General features: G+C 67.8%; 15 protein-coding genes, 1 other RNA gene and 1 pseudogene. 8 read left to right on the top strand and 9 right to left on the bottom strand.

What is annotated here, in order from left to right; genetic code table 11:
* Nucleotides 1–50: 50 nt before the first annotated feature.
* Both DAT37_RS30170 and DAT37_RS30175 read left to right on the top strand, forming a co-directional pair.
* On the top strand, nucleotides 51–734 hold the full coding sequence (locus tag DAT37_RS30170) for an SGNH/GDSL hydrolase family protein (protein ID WP_109528262.1): 684 nt from the start codon (nucleotides 51–53) through the stop codon (nucleotides 732–734).
* Nucleotides 731–1,351, top strand: coding sequence for a TetR/AcrR family transcriptional regulator (locus DAT37_RS30175; protein ID WP_109528263.1), 621 nt, complete (start codon nucleotides 731–733; stop codon nucleotides 1,349–1,351). The genes DAT37_RS30170 and DAT37_RS30175 overlap by 4 nt, the downstream gene beginning before the upstream one ends.
* A gap of 6 nt (nucleotides 1,352–1,357) precedes the next feature.
* Here DAT37_RS30175 and DAT37_RS30180 read toward each other — a convergent pair whose 3' ends face one another.
* The 5 genes from DAT37_RS30180 to DAT37_RS30200 form a co-directional block, all read right to left on the bottom strand.
* On the bottom strand, nucleotides 1,358–1,828 hold the full coding sequence (locus DAT37_RS30180) for an META domain-containing protein (protein WP_157978782.1): 471 nt from the start codon (nucleotides 1,826–1,828) through the stop codon (nucleotides 1,358–1,360).
* 52 nt (nucleotides 1,829–1,880) lie between these two features.
* Complete coding sequence (locus tag DAT37_RS30185) at nucleotides 1,881–2,612, bottom strand: IclR family transcriptional regulator (protein ID WP_109528265.1); 732 nt, start codon at nucleotides 2,610–2,612, stop codon at nucleotides 1,881–1,883.
* Nucleotides 2,613–2,701: 89 nt separating this feature from the next.
* A complete protein-coding gene (locus DAT37_RS30190) occupies nucleotides 2,702–3,877 on the bottom strand; it encodes a hypothetical protein (RefSeq protein WP_109528266.1) in 1,176 nt (391 codons plus the stop codon).
* 55 nt (nucleotides 3,878–3,932) lie between these two features.
* Nucleotides 3,933–5,063: a serine hydrolase domain-containing protein gene (locus DAT37_RS30195; RefSeq protein WP_157978783.1), complete on the bottom strand. Its 1,131-nt coding sequence runs from the start codon at nucleotides 5,061–5,063 to the stop codon at nucleotides 3,933–3,935.
* An 88-nt stretch (nucleotides 5,064–5,151) separates the two neighbouring features.
* On the bottom strand, nucleotides 5,152–6,477 hold the full coding sequence (locus DAT37_RS30200; protein WP_232840082.1) for a glycosyltransferase 87 family protein: 1,326 nt from the start codon (nucleotides 6,475–6,477) through the stop codon (nucleotides 5,152–5,154).
* Nucleotides 6,478–6,701: 224 nt separating this feature from the next.
* Between DAT37_RS30200 and DAT37_RS30205 the strand changes: the two genes are divergently transcribed.
* Complete coding sequence (locus DAT37_RS30205) at nucleotides 6,702–7,514, top strand: cyclase family protein (RefSeq protein WP_109528268.1); 813 nt, start codon at nucleotides 6,702–6,704, stop codon at nucleotides 7,512–7,514.
* A gap of 109 nt (nucleotides 7,515–7,623) precedes the next feature.
* A pseudogene (locus DAT37_RS30210) lies at nucleotides 7,624–8,946 on the top strand (ammonium transporter); the annotation flags it as partial.
* Between the two features lie 373 nt (nucleotides 8,947–9,319).
* On the opposite strand, the gene DAT37_RS30215 reads toward DAT37_RS30210, so the two are convergent.
* A complete protein-coding gene (locus DAT37_RS30215; RefSeq protein WP_109528270.1) occupies nucleotides 9,320–10,312 on the bottom strand; it encodes a DMT family transporter in 993 nt (330 codons plus the stop codon).
* Nucleotides 10,313–10,655: 343 nt separating this feature from the next.
* Between DAT37_RS30215 and DAT37_RS30220 the strand changes: the two genes are divergently transcribed.
* A complete protein-coding gene (locus tag DAT37_RS30220; protein ID WP_332873373.1) occupies nucleotides 10,656–11,783 on the top strand; it encodes a metallophosphoesterase in 1,128 nt (375 codons plus the stop codon).
* A 9-nt stretch (nucleotides 11,784–11,792) separates the two neighbouring features.
* Here the strand turns inward: DAT37_RS30220 and DAT37_RS30225 are convergent, their stop codons facing one another.
* Entirely contained in the window at nucleotides 11,793–13,040 is a 1,248-nt protein-coding gene (locus DAT37_RS30225; RefSeq protein WP_109528576.1) for a cytochrome P450 family protein, read from the bottom strand.
* 386 nt (nucleotides 13,041–13,426) lie between these two features.
* Here DAT37_RS30225 and DAT37_RS30230 point away from each other — a divergent pair, with 386 nt between their 5' ends.
* Nucleotides 13,427–14,605, top strand: coding sequence for a serine hydrolase domain-containing protein (locus DAT37_RS30230; protein ID WP_408637462.1), 1,179 nt, complete (start codon nucleotides 13,427–13,429; stop codon nucleotides 14,603–14,605).
* A gap of 627 nt (nucleotides 14,606–15,232) precedes the next feature.
* The gene (locus DAT37_RS30240) at nucleotides 15,233–15,922 is read left to right on the top strand and encodes a DUF899 domain-containing protein (protein ID WP_109528273.1); all 690 of its coding nucleotides are present in this window, start codon (nucleotides 15,233–15,235) and stop codon (nucleotides 15,920–15,922) included.
* Between the two features lie 48 nt (nucleotides 15,923–15,970).
* Here DAT37_RS30240 and ssrA read toward each other — a convergent pair.
* Nucleotides 15,971–16,342: a transfer-messenger RNA gene (gene ssrA, locus DAT37_RS30245) on the bottom strand.
* Between the two features lie 88 nt (nucleotides 16,343–16,430).
* A complete protein-coding gene (gene smpB / locus DAT37_RS30250) occupies nucleotides 16,431–16,904 on the bottom strand; it encodes an SsrA-binding protein SmpB (protein WP_109528274.1) in 474 nt (157 codons plus the stop codon).
* 418 nt (nucleotides 16,905–17,322) lie between these two features.
* Between smpB and DAT37_RS30255 the strand changes: the two genes are divergently transcribed.
* Nucleotides 17,323–17,928, top strand: a complete 606-nt coding sequence (locus tag DAT37_RS30255) for a hypothetical protein (RefSeq protein WP_109528275.1) — start codon at nucleotides 17,323–17,325, stop codon at nucleotides 17,926–17,928.
* Nucleotides 17,929–17,951 lie beyond the last annotated feature (23 nt).

A 17,951-nucleotide genomic window follows, 5' to 3' on the forward strand; every position in this document is an offset into this window, starting at 1 on the left:
GGTCGGATGGACCCTCGACAAATACATACGATCGACCGTATTCTTACCTTATGACAGTCACCAGGGAACATTTCACCGAAGAGACCGATCCGTACTGCCTGCCCGCGCTGGAGGCCGCCGCGCTCCTGTTCGACGCACCCTGGCGACGTTTCGGCGTCATCGGTGACAGCCTGTCCGCGGGCACCGGCGATCCGACCCCGGGCTACGCGTCGATCGGCTGGCCCGACCGGGTCGCGGACGTGCTCCGCCGCGTGCACCCCGACCTGGCATATCTCAATACCGCGGTGAACGGCGCGACCACCGACGAGGCGATCGGGACCCAACTCGATCGCGTGCTCGCCTTCGAGCCGGATCTGCTGCACCTGCCCAGCGGCGCCAACGACATCGTGCGCCGCTCCCCCGACTACGACCGAATCGAGCAGACCCTGCGCGGACTCTACGAACGCGCCGCGTCGACCGGAGCCCGGCTGATCACCTTCACCCTCGGAAAGGCCTACGACATACCGGTTTTCCCGGATTGGCCACAGCGCGTGCGGACCCTCAACGGCATCACACGCGGACTCGCGGCCGAATACCGGGCGGTGCTGGTCGAGATGTGGGACCACCCGATCAACGACCGGGCCGATCTGCTCAGCGCCGACCGCATCCACTTCGCCGCGTCGGGTCAGGCCGCGTTGGCCGCCGAAGTGGTGAAACAGCTGGCCCACCACCTCGAACGCGGGCGTCGCGCATGAGCGCGCCGGCACCGCGGCCACTCACCGACAAACGGCTGCTGCGCGGTGCGCGCACCAGATCGACGGTCCTGCGTCGCGCGGTCGATCTGGCCTCGCTCGACGGACTGGAGGGTTTGAGTTTCGGCCGGATCGCCGCCGACACCGGTCTGAGCAAGGCGGGCGTGCAGACCCTGTTCCGCACCAAGGAAATACTGCAACTGGCGGCCGTCGACCACGCGCGGGATCTGTTCATCGAGGCAGTCGTCGACCCCGCCCGCGCCGAAGCACGCGGTGGCGCGCGATTGCGGGCACTCGTGGAGAACTGGATCGTGTACGCCGAGACCCCGCTTTTCCTCGGCGGCTGCTTCCGAGCGGCGAATATGACCGAATTCGACAGCAAGCCCGGTCCGGTCCGCGACGCGCTGCTCCGCGACCAGCGGGACTGGCGCGCACTGCTCGCGAATCAGTTCCGCCACGCCGCCACCGCGGGCGAGAGTGCCCAGACGGACCCGCAACTGGCCGCGTTCCAACTCGACGCGGTACTGCTCGCAGCGAATACGGCCCTGCGACTCGATGATTCGACGGTGATCAGCAAGGTGCGGCGTGTCCTCGATCAGATGCTGCGCCCACCCGGGTAGCGGCGTCTACCAGAACGAACCGCGGGCGCCGACCGGCTCGGGGGCGAACCGCCACGAGCCGACGGATTCCGGCTCGGGATCTCGCACCCGCTCGAACGCGATCCAGGTCCGGTTGTTCGTCAGCACCAGACCGTCCTCCGACACGGCGAAGGTGGGACCGCGGGTCAGGAATTCGATGAGCCAGAGATCCTGGCCCTCCGATTCCGGCGAGCAGGCCATCAGGGTGGAACAGGGAGCGCGCGCGTCGAGGATGTCGCCGACGAGATCGGCGTCGAACATCGTCGTGTTGCAGCCCGCGTGCGCGGAAAGCCTGCGGGTCTCCGCGACGAACCAGAGCGTGATCCGGGTATTTCGAACGAGTGCGCGGGGCGTGCCGTCGTCGGTCACGGACACCGAGGCGTACCGCTGGCCCCACAGGGTCGGTCGATTCATCGGCGGGAACAGTTCCTCACTGACGGTGGTCGAATGTTCAACCATCTTCGGGCGGTCGATTCGCGACCGAAACCTGCCGGTCCGCTCATCGAACCGATCAGCGCAAATTCTTCTCGATCTCCCGTGCGGCATGCGCGACGAGTCGGGGCAAACCGGGCGGAAAGCGGTTCGCCAGCGACATACAGCCGATGGCGGCCACATCGGTGCCACCGTTCCAGCGAATGGTCGCGGCCACGCAGCAGACGCCGTTCGCGACATCGAAATGGTCGACGGCGACCGACCCGTTGTCCTCGATGGCGGTACGGATCCGCCGCCATTCGGTCCCCGTGTATCCCGGCGGCGGTGGCGCCGGATCCGCCCTGGCCGCCATCAGTACCTGCGCCAACGCGGTGCGGAACGCGAGATCACTGCCGGGGCCCGCGCTCAGGAAGACATCGGCGCCGTTGAATCCGGTGACCATGTGGACCGCGCCCTGATCCAGCACGCAGACCGCGACCATGGATTCGGTCAGCGCGGCGAGCACCCGGCCCGGTCGCTGAGCGGCTCGGCGCAGCATCGGCGCGACCTGCCATTGCCGTCCGAGCGCGGCCAGGCGCGACCCGACGAAATACCGCTGCTCGACCCGCTGGACCGCGCCGAGGCCGACCAACTGCTCGGCGAGCCGGTACGCGGTCGCCTTGGGGATCCCGGTCGAGCGGGAGAGCACCGACAGCCCACATCCGTCCGGACATTCCGAAATGGCCTGTAGTACTTGGAATCCCGCGTCCAACACACCGCGACCCGCACTCGATGACGTGCCGAGCGATTCCCGCGTGGAATCCGTGACCATCGCGTATCCCCCTCTCCGGCAACAACTCGCGGCTCGACGCGGGCTCTCGCCCCGAGCCACGCCGCCGCCGATGCGGGCAGCCTAGCGACTCACCGCGACCGCGCGCACCCGATGGCGGCGAATTCACCGACCGAAGTCAGTTCGGTCCTCGGGTAGTACGGTCCCATCGTCGCGGCCGGATCGTCCTGCGGAGCGTGTTGGATGGCCCCGGCGAAATCCGGGGCGGGCAGCATATTGCGCATCAGCAGCAGCGTCGCGCCGTTGGTGGTCGGCAACCACGCCACACCGCAGTCCGCGGTGGCGTTGGCGGGCCGGTCGGCGGGGTCGGAGACGACCACCGTGAACTCGCCCGCCGCGTCGGTGGTGATCCCGTCGTCGGCGACACACGCCGAGACCCGCGTACTCGACACTTCGTTCGTGCACAACGACCAGTAGCGCAACGGTGCGGACGCCATGACCGGCTGCCCCTGATAGGTCGCCGGTGTTCGCGGCAACTTCGCCCTGATCACCGCGACCTGTCCGGCACGCGGCGCGACACGGGAGGTCAGATAGGTGTTGTCCGGATTGGCGAAGACACCGTTGCCGCTGGTTTTCGACCACACCCGGTAATCCGGGCCGGGCAGCGCTGGAGGCAGGCCGATCCCGCCCGCCAACTGGACCGCCGTCGGGTCGCTCACCTGCGGCGGAGTCGCGCATTCGGGCATCGTGCGTGGACCATCGGCGCCGTTGAGAGTGAACTCGGGCAGACCGGCGCCGCCGAGCGGGTCGAGACCGGCGTCGGGCCGGTACACCCGGTAGAGCACCACGGCCAGACCGGCGTCGGCGTAGAGCGTGTTCGGCGCGGGCCGCTCCGGGCGCGGACCGGGCATGACGCGCACGGTGTAGGACCGCCGCGTGGCCGTGCGGTCCGCGCCGGGCAGGAACGGGTCGACGCTGCCCGGATCCGGTGCGATATTCAGGTCGTTGAGCCCGTCGAGGGTCTGCGAACCGCGGTAGCTGGTGAACGAGATGTAGCGACCGTGCGGAAACGTACCGCGCAGGGTGACGCCCTCGGCGGGCAGGTTCGGCACCGCCGTCATCCAGTAGTTCGCGAAGGTGTCCGGCAACGCGACGTTGAGGGTGTCGGCGCCGATCCGCCTGCTCCACCCGCAGTCGAACACCGGTTCCGCCCGCGCGGGCGCCTCACGTGTCATCGGCACGGCGACCGCGCCGACCAGCGCGGCTACCGCGACCAGGCCCCGCAGCAGATCCTTGATGGCATGCACGCGGCCAAGTATCACCCATTCCGACTCGGCGATCCGGTCGGGGACCGTTCGTCGGTCACGGTCGGCACAGCATGGTCTCCACCAGCGCGTGGGTGCCGATGACGAGCGCGATATTGCCCGCGACATCGGGCAATTCGTTCAGCGCGACGGTGACCGCGCGATCCTCGGCCGCGACGGTGACCGTGCTGAACCCGTGGATGGATCCGGTATGCCCCCAGGCCGTGCGCCCGCACGGGGCGGAGAACCGGAACAGCCCGAGCCCCGAGGCCTCGGAGAAGCCGATCAGTCCGGTCGGCACCGTGCGCTGCATCTCCTCGAGCAACGCGGGCGCGAGCAACTGTCCCGAGAGCAGCGCCAGGTAGAAGCGATTGAGATCGCGGCCGGTCGAGACCATCGCACCGTCGGGCAGGCCCCAGGAGGAATCGATATCGGTGATGTCGAGACGGATGTCGCCGAAGCGGTGGTAGGCGCGCGGATGCGGCCCGTGCAGGACGTCGTCGAACGGGAACACCGGCCAGTAGGTGTCCCTGAGCCCGAGCGGCACCAGGATTCGCCGGGTGACGGCCTCTCCGACGGGCAGACCCGTCACCTGTTCGATGAGTTCACCCGCGAGCAGGTAATTGGTATTGGAATAGCCGAAGGAGGTTCCCGGGACGGATTCCGACGGATTGTCGAGACCGAGCCGGATCAATTCCGCCGGAGTGCGCGGGGTCGTCAGGTCCTCGACCGATTCCTGTTCGAGCAGCGGCAGATAGTTCGGGATTCCGCTGGTGTGCCGCAACAGATCTCGCACCGTGATGTGCGCGCCGTCGCCGCCCGGCCCGTTGACCACTCCGGGCAGATACCACTCCAGCGGCCCGTCGAGTTCCACCTGCCCTTCGGCGACCAGCTGCAACATCACCGTGGCCACGAAGGTCTTGGTAATACTCGCGACGCGTAACGCGGCGTCGTCGGGGAACGGCGCTCCGCTGGTCAGATCCCCCGTCCCGCTGTCGTACTGATCGGCGCCACCGGGTCCCGTGTGGATCAGCTGCGCACCGGGGACACCCGCCGCCGCGACGAGTTCGTCCAGTTCGGCCTGCCACAGCGAGGACTGATCGAGGGGCACGGCAACGGCGTGCGGCGCGGCGGAAGCCGACGAAGCCGCCGCCAGAACCACCATCGCCCGGACTAAGTACTGCCGCATCGGCATCTCCCGGCTGTGAACGCATGAACCCCCACGGGGGATATCGCCGTGGGGGTCGTGAGCGTTTACCGCCGCGCTCCGCGAGTACCTACCCGCGGACGGGACTCGGGCTCTCCGCCGGTGCGGCACTGGGCTCCTCCGGCGGTGCCGTCGCCGCGACGGGTTCGGTCACCGCGACCGGCACGGCCGACGTCCGGCGCGTACCGAGCAGGAACAGCACCACGAGCAGCACGCTCAACCACACGTAGGTGTTACCGATGACATGCTGCCACGGCGTCCACAGCGATTCGCGCTGTTCGCCGTTGGGTAGCCAGTTCTGCGGCCCGTAGACGAAGACCGCCGCCGTGGCCGCCGTGACCAGATACCAGCCCAGCGCCCGGCGCAGCGGCTGCCTGGTGGCGTAACCGAACATGGCGAACAGCGCGGGCGCGATCCAGACCCAGTGATGCGACCACGAGATCGGCGAGACGAGCAGCGTGAACACCGCGTTGATCGCGAGCGCGAGCGCGGGCAGATCGGCGGCGCGGCGCATGGCGGCGACGACGAGGACCAGCAGCGCGGCGCCCAGCACCAGCCACACCACCGTGAACGCGGGTTCGGGGACGCGCAGCCGGGCCAGTACCGCCTGGATGGACTGGTTGGTGTGGAAGGCCGAACCACTCAGCCCGTCGACATTGCCGAGTCCGCCGAACCAGTACTTCACCGACGCGTCGGGCAGCACCGCGAAACTGATCGCGGTCGCCACGGCTCCGGTGATCGCGGCGGTGATCGCGGATTTGTAGTCCTTGCGCACCAGGAAGTAGAGGACGAACGCGGCGGGCGTCAGCTTCACCGCGGCCGCGATCCCGACCAGCATCCCGCGCCGCCACCTGGGCTTCTCGGTGAGACAGTCGGCGGCGACCAGGGCCATCAGCAGCAGATTGACCTGGCCGAAATCCAGCGTGGCCCGGGTCGGTTCGAGCAGCATGGCCAGCGGCGCGGCACAGGCCGTGGCGAACAGCGCGAGCCGCCTGGCCTGGTCCCCCGGCCAGATCCGGCGAGCGACCACGTACAGCGTCGACGCCAGCGCGGCGGTGGAGGTCACGAAGAAGGCGAACGCGGCGGAATCCCAGGGCAGCAGCGCGAAGGGGCCGAGGACCAGCGCCGCGAACGGCGGGTAGATGAAAGGAAGCCCGATCCCGATGGTGGTCTGCGGCAACTGGCCGTACATATCGCCGCCGTCGCGCAGGGTTTCCACCCCGAGGCGGTACACCTGTAGGTCGATGAACCCGCCGGTGATCTCCTTGCACGGCCAGATCGGCATGGTCAGACACAGGTAGGCGAAGATTACGAGTAGCACCGGGAGAAGCCACATCACGCGCCCGAAACGGCGGTTCGATGACTTCGACATGTCGACGGCGGCGGAACTACTCATCCGCGGCGACTATACCGGTGGACCTGTCCGCGATCGACGGGTGTCGACCGCCACGGCCGCCATGCCCGATTGCTCCGTATTCGCCCCGCCGGGCGCGGGCGGTGACGGACGGACCGCCGTGACGTGCGAACCCGTCGCTGACCGGCCCGCGGCGCGGTTCACGACACCTCGGTCCGCGGTGCCGGGTCCCACGAATCCCTCCCGCGACCGGTATCTTTCGTCCGATGTGCGCACCGGGAATCGTTCGATCCGCCCACGACAACGCCACGCGAACCAGTCGCCGCGCGCTGCTCGGCGCCCTCGGTCTGGCCGCGGCGGCCACGGTGTCGGCGCCGCTCGCCCGCGCGGTGCGCCCGAGCCGGGTCGTCGACCTCACCCACACGTTGACGCCGAGGCTTCCGGTCTGGCCGGGTAATCCGGCGCCGACCATGGTTCCCGTCGCCCGGTACGAGGCGGGCGGATTCGCTCAGCACGCGCTCGCGATGTGGGAACACACCGGCACCCACCTGGACGCGCCGGTGCATCGGGTACCGGGCGGGGCCACCACCGATCGCCTCGCGGTGGAGGATCTCGTCGCGCCGCTGGTCGTCATCGATATCAGCGCGCGAGCCGGCGACCCCGACGCGATGGTGACCCGCGCCGATATCGACACCTGGCAGTCCCAGCACGGCGCGATTCCCGATCGCGCCTTCGTCGCCATGTACTCCGGGTGGGAACAGCGCCTCGCCGATCCGGGCGCCTTCGTCAACCTGGACGCGAAAGGCACCCCGCACGCCCCCGCCTTCTCCCCCGAAGCCGCCGAATATCTGGTGACCCGGTGCGGTGTGGTCGGCGTCGGCGTCGACACCCTGAGTCTGGATTCGGCGACCAGCCCCGACTACGGCGCGCACACCGCGATCCTGGGCGCGGGCCGGTACGGCGTCGAGATGCTGGCCGGTCTGGCGACGGTGCCGCCCTCCGGCGCGACCGTCGTCGTCGGCGCTCCCAAACACGAGGGCGGTACCGGCGGACCGTGCCGGGTGCTCGCCCTGGTCTGAGCGAAATCCGCGCCGGGCACGGGAGCGACACGCCCGGAGTCGATACGGCTCGCGCCGCACGGTGAAACTTCATCGAGCCGAAACACGTGAGCTGTGGTGCAGAAACAGGATGTCCCGATGCTTCACGCGAACCCGTTCGACAAGGGGTACGAGTGTGAATTCGGGAGACACCGCGTGGGTGCTCGCCAGTACGGCGTTGGTCATGCTGATGACGCCGGGTCTGGCGTTCTTCTACGGCGGCATGGTCGGCGCCAAGAGCGTGCTGAACATGCTGATGATGAATTTCTGCACCATCGGCGTGGTCAGCACGCTGTGGCTGCTCTACGGCTACAGCGAGGCATTCGGTGACGACGCCTACGGAGGATTGATCGGCGACGTCTCGCACGTCTTCCTCCGCGATACCCAGACGACGCTGTCCGGCCCCGCGGGCCACCAGATCCCGACCATGGCGTTCGTGATGTTCCAGCTCATGTTCGCGGTCATCACCACCGCGCTGATCTGCGGCTCCATCGCCGAACGCGCGAAATTCTGGGCCTGGATACTCTTCGTCGTCGGCTGGTGCACCGTGGTGTATTTCCCGGTGGCGCACTGGGTTTTCAGTTTCAGCGGTTTCACCGAAACCGACGCCGCGGGAATATCGAGCAATATCGGCGGGTGGATCGCCAACGACCTGGGCGCCTTGGATTTCGCAGGCGGTACCGCGGTGCACATCAACGCGGGCGCGGCCGGACTGGCGATCGCCGTGGTGATCGGCAGGCGACGCGGCTGGCCCGAGAGCACACCGCGACCGCACAATGTCCCGTTCACCCTGCTCGGGGCCTCCCTGCTGTGGTTCGGCTGGTACGGCTTCAACGCCGGATCCGCCCTGGGCGCCAACGAACTCGCCGCGCTCGCGTTCACCAACACCACCGTCGCCACCGGCGCGGGGTCGCTCGCGTGGATCGTCGTCGAACAATTGCGTGACGGCAAACCCACGACGCTCGGCGCGGCCTCCGGCGCCATCGCGGGCCTGGTCGCGATCACCCCCGCCTGCGGATACGTCGACTCGCTCGCGGCGCTGGCCATCGGGGTGGCGGCGGGCATCATCTGCGCGCTGGCCGTCGCGCTGAAATTCACGTTCCGATACGACGATTCGCTCGACGTGGTCGGTGTGCACCTGTTCGGCGGCCTGGTCGGCACACTGCTCGTCGGCCTGTTCGCCGACGAGGCGGTCAATCCCGCGGGTAACAACGGACTTCTGCACGGCGGCGGCCTGACCCAGCTGTCGCGCCAGGCCATCGCGGCGGGCGCGGTGCTGGCCTACTCCTTCGTCGGCGCGCTGATCATCGCCTGGATCATCGACAAGATCGTCGGGTTCCGGATCAACGAGCACGAGGAGTTCGAGGGCATCGACGAATCCGAACACGCCGAGACCGCGTACGATTTCGGCTCCGCCGTGAAACCCGTCCCGGTCCGGGCGACGCCGGTGCGGCGGCCCATGGAGCGGGTCGACAGCGAACCGATCCCGAACCAGGATCCTCCGCGGCGGTACGAAGGCGAACCGGCACCGAACCAGTCCCAGGGCTATCCGCGACGGTACGACAGCGAACCGATCCCGAACCAGCCGCCCGCTCCCCCCGGGCGGGCGCCGATGCCCCGCCAGCCCGGTCCTCAGTGGCGGCCACCGGAACAACGCGACGACAGCGCGCCGATTCCCGGTGTTCTGCCCGCGCCGGGGCCGAACACGGTGCGACGGCCTCCCCCTCCGGATCGTGGCTACGAGCCGATCCCGCGCCCGGGACCCTATCGGCCGTCCTAGTCGCGGGTCATCGCAGAGGCATCCGGTATTCGTCGTCACCGCCGCGAGAATCGAGACCGGCCGACCCGACATCCGGGACCGGTGTATCCGTGGTACCCGCGTCCACACCGTCCGCCTCCCCGACGCGACCCGACCGCGTGATCGCGACACCGGCCAGGCACAGGAGTCCGCCGACGACGGCGAGGGGCGCGGGCACCTCGCCGAGCGCGATCCACGCCATCAGGACGACGAGGGCGGGCACCACGTAGGTCGTCACGCCCATATTCCCCGCGGTGGTGCGCGCGAGCGCGTACGCCCACGTGGTGAAGGCCACAGCCGTCGGGAAGACGCCCAGATACACCATGCCGAGCGTCGAGGTCGGCGGCGCCGAGGCGACCTCGTGCACGAGTTGCCCCGCGAACGGCAGGCACGCGACGGTGCCGACGACACAACCACCGGTCGTCACCTGGAGCGCCGAGGCGTGCGCCAGCGCGGGTTTCTGCACGACCACCGAGATCGCCCAGGTGGCCGCCGCGGTCGCGCACAGCGCGACACCGAGTACCGCGCCGCCGCCACCGCCGGAATTGGACAACCCGACGATCACGGCGCCGGTGAACGACACCGTGATCCCGGCCAGCAAGCGCCGGGGAAACCCTTCCCCGAGTACGAGGCCGCCGAGCAACGCGATCAGCACCGGCCCGATATTGACGACCATCGCGGCGGTTCCCGCGTCGACGTGGCGTTCTCCCCAGTTCAGGGCGACCATGTACACCCCGAACCACAGCACACCGGAGATCAGGATGCCCCGCCACGCACCGCGCGCGGGCAGCCCTTCCCCGGTCACGGCCAGGATGATCACCAGCGCGATGGAGGCGGTGGCCAACCTGCCGAGGGCCAGCGCCCCCGGCGAGAAATCCGCGCCCGCCGATCGGATGAACACGAACGCCGAGGCCCACAGCACCACCGTGACACCGGCGGCGGCCAGGGCACCTCGATCGTTCGACCGCGCAGCTCGCACCATTCCCGGCACGCTAGAACACCGCCGAGGGGAAAGCACGCGGATTTCCGACACGGTAGTACGTTCAGGTATCCCGACGCGTTTCGCTGACGGCTGAATACCGCTCGGACGGAATCGGATGTGGTCCAACGCGTTCCGGTGACCGACGGTCGACCCGACCGATAACGCCTGCTCAGCCCGGTCGATATGCTGCGGGATCGCACCCGCCGCAGCCGCGTCGGCCGAGCCGGATTCCGACGACGGGCCGAGATAGGCCCGCGCGAGCACCGGTATCGTCGGTAGCGCCAGCGCGCCGGGTGGAGGGGCCGTGCGCACCCGCGCTCACCGAGGAACCCTCTTGAAGTATGTGCCCCGCCTGATCATGTTCCTGGCGATTCCCGCCCTGCTGTTCGCCCTGCCGTGGTGGACCCTGGTCGCCGCCCCTACCAGCGGTGCGAGCACCCTGTTCTGGCTCGGCACCGCCGCCTTCCTGCTCGGCTACCTGACCCTGCCGCTGGCGATGACGGCCGGGCACGGCGCGCGCCAATCCGATCTCGCGTCGATCGTCGGCGACACCCTGCTCGGCATCATGTGGGTGTTCTTCAGCTGGTCGGTGCTCGGCACCGTCGCCGGGTGGGCACTCGCGCTCGCCGGAGTCGACGACCGGGCCCGGATCGTCGCGACCGGGGTGTTCGCGATCTCGACGGTGCTGGTCGTCTACGGCATCGTCGAAGCCAGGCGGGTGCCTCGGGTCCGCACGGTGCACGTCGACATCCCCGGCCTCGGCCCGAGTCTGGACGGCCTCCGTCTGGTCGTGGTCACCGACACCCACTACGCCGCGCTCGACCGGCTGCGCTGGTCGGAACGGGTCGTCGAACTCGTCAACGCGCAACAGCCGGATATCGCCTGTCACGCGGGCGATCTCGCCGACGGCTCGGTGGCGAAACGCCACTCGCAGGTCGATACGCTCGGCAAGGTCGAGGCGCCGTTCGGCCGTTTCTACATCACCGGCAATCACGAATACTTCGGCGACGGCCCCGGCTGGATCGACCACATGACCTCGATCGGCTGGCAACCGCTGCACAACCAACACGAGATCATCACCCGCGGCGGCGACAGCCTCGTCATCGCGGGTATCGACGACCCGACCGGCAAGGCCATCCCCGGCCACGGCCCCGATCTGGACGCCGCGCTCGCGAACGCGGACCCGTCACTGCCCGTGGTACTCCTCGCCCACCAGCCCAGACAGATCGCCGACACCGTCGCCGCTGGAATCGCGCTCCAGATCTCCGGCCACACCCATGGCGGCCAGATCTGGCCCTTCCACTACCTGGTCCGACTGGAACAGCCGGTGGTCGCCGGCCTGAGCAGGCACTCCGACCGCACCCAGCTCTACACCAGCCGCGGCACAGGATTCTGGGGACCGCAACTGCGCGTCTTCGCGCCCAGCGAGATCACCGTCCTGATCCTGCACCCCGAAACTCCCCGCCCCTGACCGGGCGTCCTAGGGCTGCGGCAGCGACGCCGATTCGGGGAAGACGACCGGCAGCGACGTCAACGCCCGATGGAACGGCCCCGGCCGCCAGCGCAATTCGTCCGGCGACACCGCCAGGCGCATCTCCGGCAGCGCGTCGAGTAATTGGTCGACGGCCTCCTGCGCGATCAGATAGGCGATCGAACTGGCCGGGCAGGCGTGCGGACCCGCGCCCCACGCGAGGTGGGATCGATTGCCCCCGTAGCGATCCGCCGCGATCGCCGGATCGTCGTTGCACGCGGCGATGCTGATCACGACGGGTTGGTGCGCGGGCAACCAGACGTCGTCGATCAGAATCGGCTGACGCGGGTAGCTGAGGCAGAAATTCGCCATCGGCGGATCGTTGAACAACACCTCGTCGATGGCTTCGCGGGTGGACAGGCTGCCGCCGAGCACATTCTCGCCGAACCGCTCGTCGGTCAGGATGAACAGCAGCGCGTTCACGATCAGGTTCTGCTGCGGCTCGATCCCCGCCCCGTACAGGGTGCTGAGCTGGTTGACGATATCCATATCCCCGAGCCCGGCCGGATGCGCGATCATGCGGGAGGTGATATCCGCACCCGGTTCGGCCCGTTTGAGCTGCGCCAATTCCAGCAGTGCCGCGATGAGTTCCTCGTTACCCCGTCCCGCGTCGATGCCCTCGAAAATCGCGGCCATCCCGTTGGCCGCCCTTTCGGCGATGGCGGTCGGCGAGCCGAGCAGGGTGTTCAGCACCGCGAAGGCGAGCGGAAACGCGTACTGGCGCACCAGATCGGCCGAACCTTCGACGCAGAACGAATTGATCAGCGGTACCGCGATTTTCGCGACGATTCCCTGAAGCCCGTACTGGTCGACCATCTCCAGGCCCGCGATATTGATCTGCCGGAATCTGGCATGTTCCTCTCCGGCACTGCGCAGCGCGTTCGGGCGCCATTTCATCATCGGCAGCACCGGGCAATCGGCGGGAACATCCTTCTCCCACGCGCGCGGATCGGCCGGGAAATGGCTCGGATCGTTGAAGATCCGCAGCGCCGTGTAATACCCGACGACCAGCGTCGCCGGAATACCGGGAGACAATTCCACCGGCACCAAAGATCCATAGCGCGTACGCATTTCGAGATAGGCTCGATAGGGGTCGGCCGCGAACTCCGCCGTGTACAACGGCACGCGGGGACCGTCGGTGTCGACGGGCGAGCTCTGGGCCGGGCGGCCGCGCGCGGCGGTCGGAGGCGTTGTCATCCGCGGGAACTCCCAATGATCGAGCGGCAGGCACCGTGAGCGTAAGCAGGAGATCGGCTCCGCGCATCGGAATCGGTTGCGGCGATTCTTCCGGACGGAGGTTATCGCGGGATTACCGATGGCGATGCCGTTCACGAATCGACGGAGGTATCGACCCGACATTTCAGACATTCGACACCGAGCTGTTCCGCGATTTCCTCGACCGGATATCGACCACTCGTATTCGTAATCCGGCCGATGTCGTCATCCGATGACCGCGTGATCCGGCCGAAGGTGACCACCCGGCGGCAACCCCACGAAAACCACGATCCCCACGCCACAAGGGGCGTACATTCGACAATCACTGCTCGGGGCGCCCCCCACCGGAAGGGTTCGCCGTGATGAGCATGCGCAACACCCGTCTCCTACTGTGCGCGACACTCGCGATCGTCCTGACGACGTCGACCCTCGCGTGCGAATCGACCGGCGGGACCACCGCGGGCCGAACCACCACCTCCCCCATATCGCCAGCCTCGGCGCCGGACAGTCCGCAAGCCACGGGCATCACCGATATCGTCCGCGCCGAGATGACCCGACTCGACCTCAGCGCCGCCGTCTACGGCGTATGGCGCGGTGACGAGCAGATCGCCCTCGGCGCACTCGGCGGTTCACCCCTGGGCGTCCCCGCGACCACCGCCATGCAACTGCGAGTGGGTCAGCCAATGGAACCGATGGTGTCGACCGTCCTGTGGCAACTCGACCGAACCGGCGAAGTCCCCCTCGACCGCCCCATCTCCGCCTGGGTCCCCGACTTCCCGCGTGCCGACGAGATCACCCCGCGCATGCTCGCCAACGCCACCTCCGGCATCGCCGACTACGTCACCGACCCCGCCTTCACGGAACGCTTCTACGCCAACCCCATGCACGCCTGGACCGCACCGGAGATCCTCGCACTCGCCGTCGCCCGCCCGCCCCTCTTTCCGCCGGGCACCGACTGGGCCTACGCGCACAGCGACCTCGTCCTCCTCGGCGTCGTCATGGAGAAGGCGACGAATCGCCCTCTCGGCGATCTGATCGACCAACACGTCCTGACCCCGCTGGACATGCACGACAGCACAGTCGCGCTCACCCCCCGGATGGCCGAACCGATCCTGCACGGCTACACCAACGAGCGAAAAGTATTCGAGGACTCCACCTTCTGGAACCCCACCGCCTTCCTGCACAGCGGGAACATGAACTCCACCGTCACCGACATCGCGACATGGGTCCGCGCGCTCGGCACCGGGAAACTCCTCACCGAGGACCGATTCACCGCGATGATGGCGCCGTCCACGGCCGGCCTAGGCCCCATGACCACCGACCGATACTTCGCCTTCGGCGTCGTCCATCTCGACCGCTGGCTCTTCATGAACCCCGCCTTCGGCGGCTACCACGGCGTCGCCCTCTACGACCCCGTCACCGAGACGACCATCGTCGTCTACGCCACCCTCGGCCCCACCTCCGACGCGAACACCGATAACGCGGTGCCGATCGGGGTGAAGATCGGCCAGTTGGTCGTGCCGGACCACCCTCCCCGCGTTCCCTGACACAGACCGCGAGGTCGCGCGTACCGAGTCGGCCACGCTCGGCGGCCGCACCGCGCACTGTTCGACCGACCGCCGGCCCGTCACCCGCTTTCAGCAGCGCGCCAGGCGGAACACCGCCCGTGTGTTACCCCACCGGGTTCCGACCGAATTGCCACAGGAGCGGCGACCGAACTGACACGCCGATCCGCGTCACTCGGAGGCGGCGGTCGCCGATGCCGTCACGGACACCCGTGTCGTTGTCGTCCAAGGAGCGAGGCAGAGCGGCGAGAGCACCCTCGTGCGCCTCGTCGCGAGAGGACGCGAGACCAAGTGGCGCAAAGCCGCTTCCACGGTGGGCCCCGACAACTTCCGCCACCTCCGTCACCTTGCCGAACGACTCGGCGACAAGTTCATTGTCGGCATCGTCCCGCACACCGGAGCGCAAACTCTTCTTTGCGGCCCCAAAATGCCGGCTGTCCCTGTCAGTGCCCGGTGGGAGGTCTCGAACGCGTGAAGGTGTTCGCGGGCAGCGGCTGAAGAGAGTCGAGGATCCCGACGGGCGAAGCAGCGGGTCACCGATGACTTCCATCGGTGCGCGACGTCTATACCAACAGCACGCACTCTGCGAATACGGTCAGGGAGGACCCCATGAGCACCGAAGCACTGCCGCCCGTCGTCGACGCCGATACCTGGCAGCGTGAACTCGACGCGCTGCGCATCAGGGAGAAGGCCGCGACCAGGGAATTCGACGCGATCGCCGCCCAGCGACGTCGCCTGCCGATGGTCGAGATGCCCGATTACACGCTCGAGGGCGAGAAGGGACCGGTCCGGCTGGCGGATCTCTTCGACGGCAGATCGCAACTGATCGTCTACAACCACATGTGGTTCCCCGGCGAAACCTGGCAGTGCGGGGGCTGCACCGGTTTCACCTCGCAATTCACCCGTTTGGAATTCCTCGACAACTACGACGCCCGCTTCGTCATCGTCACCCAGGGCCCGATCGACGAAGCCCTCGCCTACAAACGACGCGTCGGCAACAAAATGGACTGGTACTCCACCGCGAACAGCCCCTTCGGCACCGACGTCGGCGCACCCCCCGGCGAAGGATTCGCGGTCAATGTCTTCCTGCGCGACGGCGACACCGTCTACCGCACCTGGCACACCAACGGCCGTGGCACCGAACAACTCAGCCACTCCTTCGCCCTGATCGACCTCCTGCCCTACGGCAGGCAGGAAGAATGGCAGGACTCCCCCGAGGGCTGGCCCCAATCCCCCACCTACAGCCGATGGAGCGATTCCAAGGACATCGCCGCCGCCTACGGTGACCCGAATATGTGAGTCGACCCGAGAATACGAAGAGCCCGGCCATTCGGCCGGGCTCTTCGTGAGTGGAGCTGCCGGGAATCGAACCCGGGTCCTCCGCCGCGTCTTCAGGGCTTCTCCGTGTGCAGTTCGCTAGGTCTCTGCTCGGATCTCCGGGTCTCGCGAACAAGCTCGGATGACGATCCCAGTCACTGTTTGATGTCCCGTCCGGCCCCGCGACCGAGTCGAACGGTAATTCCCTCTAGCTGATGCCAGTACCCGGACCGAGGGACGAGCCCGGACTGACAGAGACGACCTGCTACTTAGGCAGCGAGGGCGTACTCGCGCTGATTGGAATCGGCGCTTAATTGGTTGCAGCGACGCTTACGGTGGTCTCTTGCCTGCACCGACACGCTTCCCCTGAATCAACGTACGCAGTCGAAACCGTTCAGCCCCGTACGTGCCCGCACCCTGCGGGCTAGTCATGTTAACACCATCGACCGCCCCGCTCATTCCCATTATTCGCGGGTGCGGCCCGGCTCACTCACCGCATGCCTTTGATACGCCGTCCGACCTCGCGTGTGACCTCGCGCTCGGCGGTCCGCCGGGCGAGATCCTGACGCTTGTCGTAGTCCTGCTTACCCTTGGCCAGCGCGAGTTCGACCTTGACCTTGCCGTCGAGGAAGTACATCGATAGCGGCACCAGGGTCTGGTTGCCCTCGCGGGACTTGCCGACCAACCGCTCGATCTCACGCTTGTGCAGCAGGAGTTTGCGGACCCGGCGCGGCGAGTGGTTGGTCCAGGTGCCGTGGCTGAACTCCGGGATGTGCAGCCCACGCAGCCACACCTCGCCGTGGTCCACCGTCGCGAAGGCGTCGACCAGTGACGCCTTGCCCTCGCGCAGGCTCTTCACCTCGGTGCCGACCAGCGCGATCCCGGCCTCGTAGGTATCCAGGATCGTGTAGTTGTGCCGCGCCCGGCGGTTGGTCGCGATGACCTTGCGCCCCGTCTCCTTCATAACGGACAACTATACAGAGCAGTATTTCGTCACTTCCCGGCGATTCCCACCTTCCATGGGCGGCAACGAATCCTGCCGTAATCGCTCACCAATTTGTTCGTGGCGATTCCGATAATCATCGACATTGGACGTCCGATAAATGTCGAGCGCGAAGGATTCGAATAAGGCCGCAATTAATTCATTTGACAAACGAGGCTCATCGAGGCGGCGCACATGGCGGTCGTCCGTGCGGCCACCACGCCGGATCCACGCCCACGAACCGAGGCACCCCACCGACCCACACCGCGACGAGGAGAGCGATCGGTCGTTCTCCCACTCGTCAGCCACCGGAGCGTGGCGTTCGACATCGCGAGCACCGATGTGGCAACGGGAATCAAACGCCCGTTATTCGATCGAGGTCCGGGGAATCCCTGTTCAGGTGAAGGTCTACGCCGATCGGGCCCCCGTCGCTCTCCGTCAATTCGTCACGGATCTGCTCGTGGCGGCGTGGGTGTATGCCTCGGTCCGGGCTGCGCTGTGGGTGCACGATCTGGTGCGCGAACTGGCCGTTCCCGGACAGAAGTTGGAGGACGCCGGGACCGGTCTGGCGGACAACCTCGCGAAGGTGAGCGACAAGGTGGACCGGGTTCCGGTGGTCGGCGACGATCTGACCTCGCCCTTCGAACGCGCCGCGTCGGCCGCGCGGACGATGGCCGACGCGGGCGCCGATCAGCAGGCACTCGTCGATGACCTCGCCCTCGTGCTCGCGATCGGATTCCTGATCGTCCCGATCGCGCTGGTGCTGTTCGTCTGGCTGCCGCGGCGCGTGCGATGGATGCGACGAGCCGGGGCGGCGGCGCGGCTTCGCACCGATTCCGCGGGGCAGGACCTGCTCGCCCTGCGCGCGCTCACGAACCAGCCGCTGCGGAAGTTGAAACGGATCGACTCCGACGATGTGGTCGATGCCTGGCGACGCGGAGACGACGACACCGTCAGACAGCTGGCGGCGCTGGAATTGCGCACTCTCGGTCTGCGCGGGAGTTGACCTCGGGCCGACGCGGCCCGCGG

It is taken from the genome of Nocardia aurea (genome assembly GCF_003123685.1).
Lineage (GTDB): Bacteria > Actinomycetota > Actinomycetes > Mycobacteriales > Mycobacteriaceae > Nocardia > Nocardia aurea.

Excerpts from the sequence above, each read along its gene's own strand:
- DAT37_RS30230 (WP_408637462.1), top strand. The coding sequence starts at position 13,427 with ATGCGCAACACCCGTCTCCTACTGTGCGCGACACTCGCGATCGTCCTG.
- DAT37_RS30185 (WP_109528265.1), bottom strand. The coding sequence starts at position 2,612 with ATGGTCACGGATTCCACGCGGGAATCGCTCGGCACGTCATCGAGTGCG.
- smpB (WP_109528274.1), bottom strand. The coding sequence starts at position 16,904 with ATGAAGGAGACGGGGCGCAAGGTCATCGCGACCAACCGCCGGGCGCGG.
- DAT37_RS30225 (WP_109528576.1), bottom strand. The coding sequence starts at position 13,040 with ATGACAACGCCTCCGACCGCCGCGCGCGGCCGCCCGGCCCAGAGCTCG.
- DAT37_RS30180 (WP_157978782.1), bottom strand. The coding sequence starts at position 1,828 with ATGGTTGAACATTCGACCACCGTCAGTGAGGAACTGTTCCCGCCGATG.
- DAT37_RS30195 (WP_157978783.1), bottom strand. The coding sequence starts at position 5,063 with ATGCGGCAGTACTTAGTCCGGGCGATGGTGGTTCTGGCGGCGGCTTCG.
- DAT37_RS30200 (WP_232840082.1), bottom strand. The coding sequence starts at position 6,477 with ATGAGTAGTTCCGCCGCCGTCGACATGTCGAAGTCATCGAACCGCCGT.
- DAT37_RS30205 (WP_109528268.1), top strand. The coding sequence starts at position 6,702 with ATGTGCGCACCGGGAATCGTTCGATCCGCCCACGACAACGCCACGCGA.
- DAT37_RS30240 (WP_109528273.1), top strand. The coding sequence starts at position 15,233 with ATGAGCACCGAAGCACTGCCGCCCGTCGTCGACGCCGATACCTGGCAG.
- DAT37_RS30170 (WP_109528262.1), top strand. The coding sequence starts at position 51 with ATGACAGTCACCAGGGAACATTTCACCGAAGAGACCGATCCGTACTGC.
- DAT37_RS30215 (WP_109528270.1), bottom strand. The coding sequence starts at position 10,312 with ATGGTGCGAGCTGCGCGGTCGAACGATCGAGGTGCCCTGGCCGCCGCC.
- DAT37_RS30175 (WP_109528263.1), top strand. The coding sequence starts at position 731 with ATGAGCGCGCCGGCACCGCGGCCACTCACCGACAAACGGCTGCTGCGC.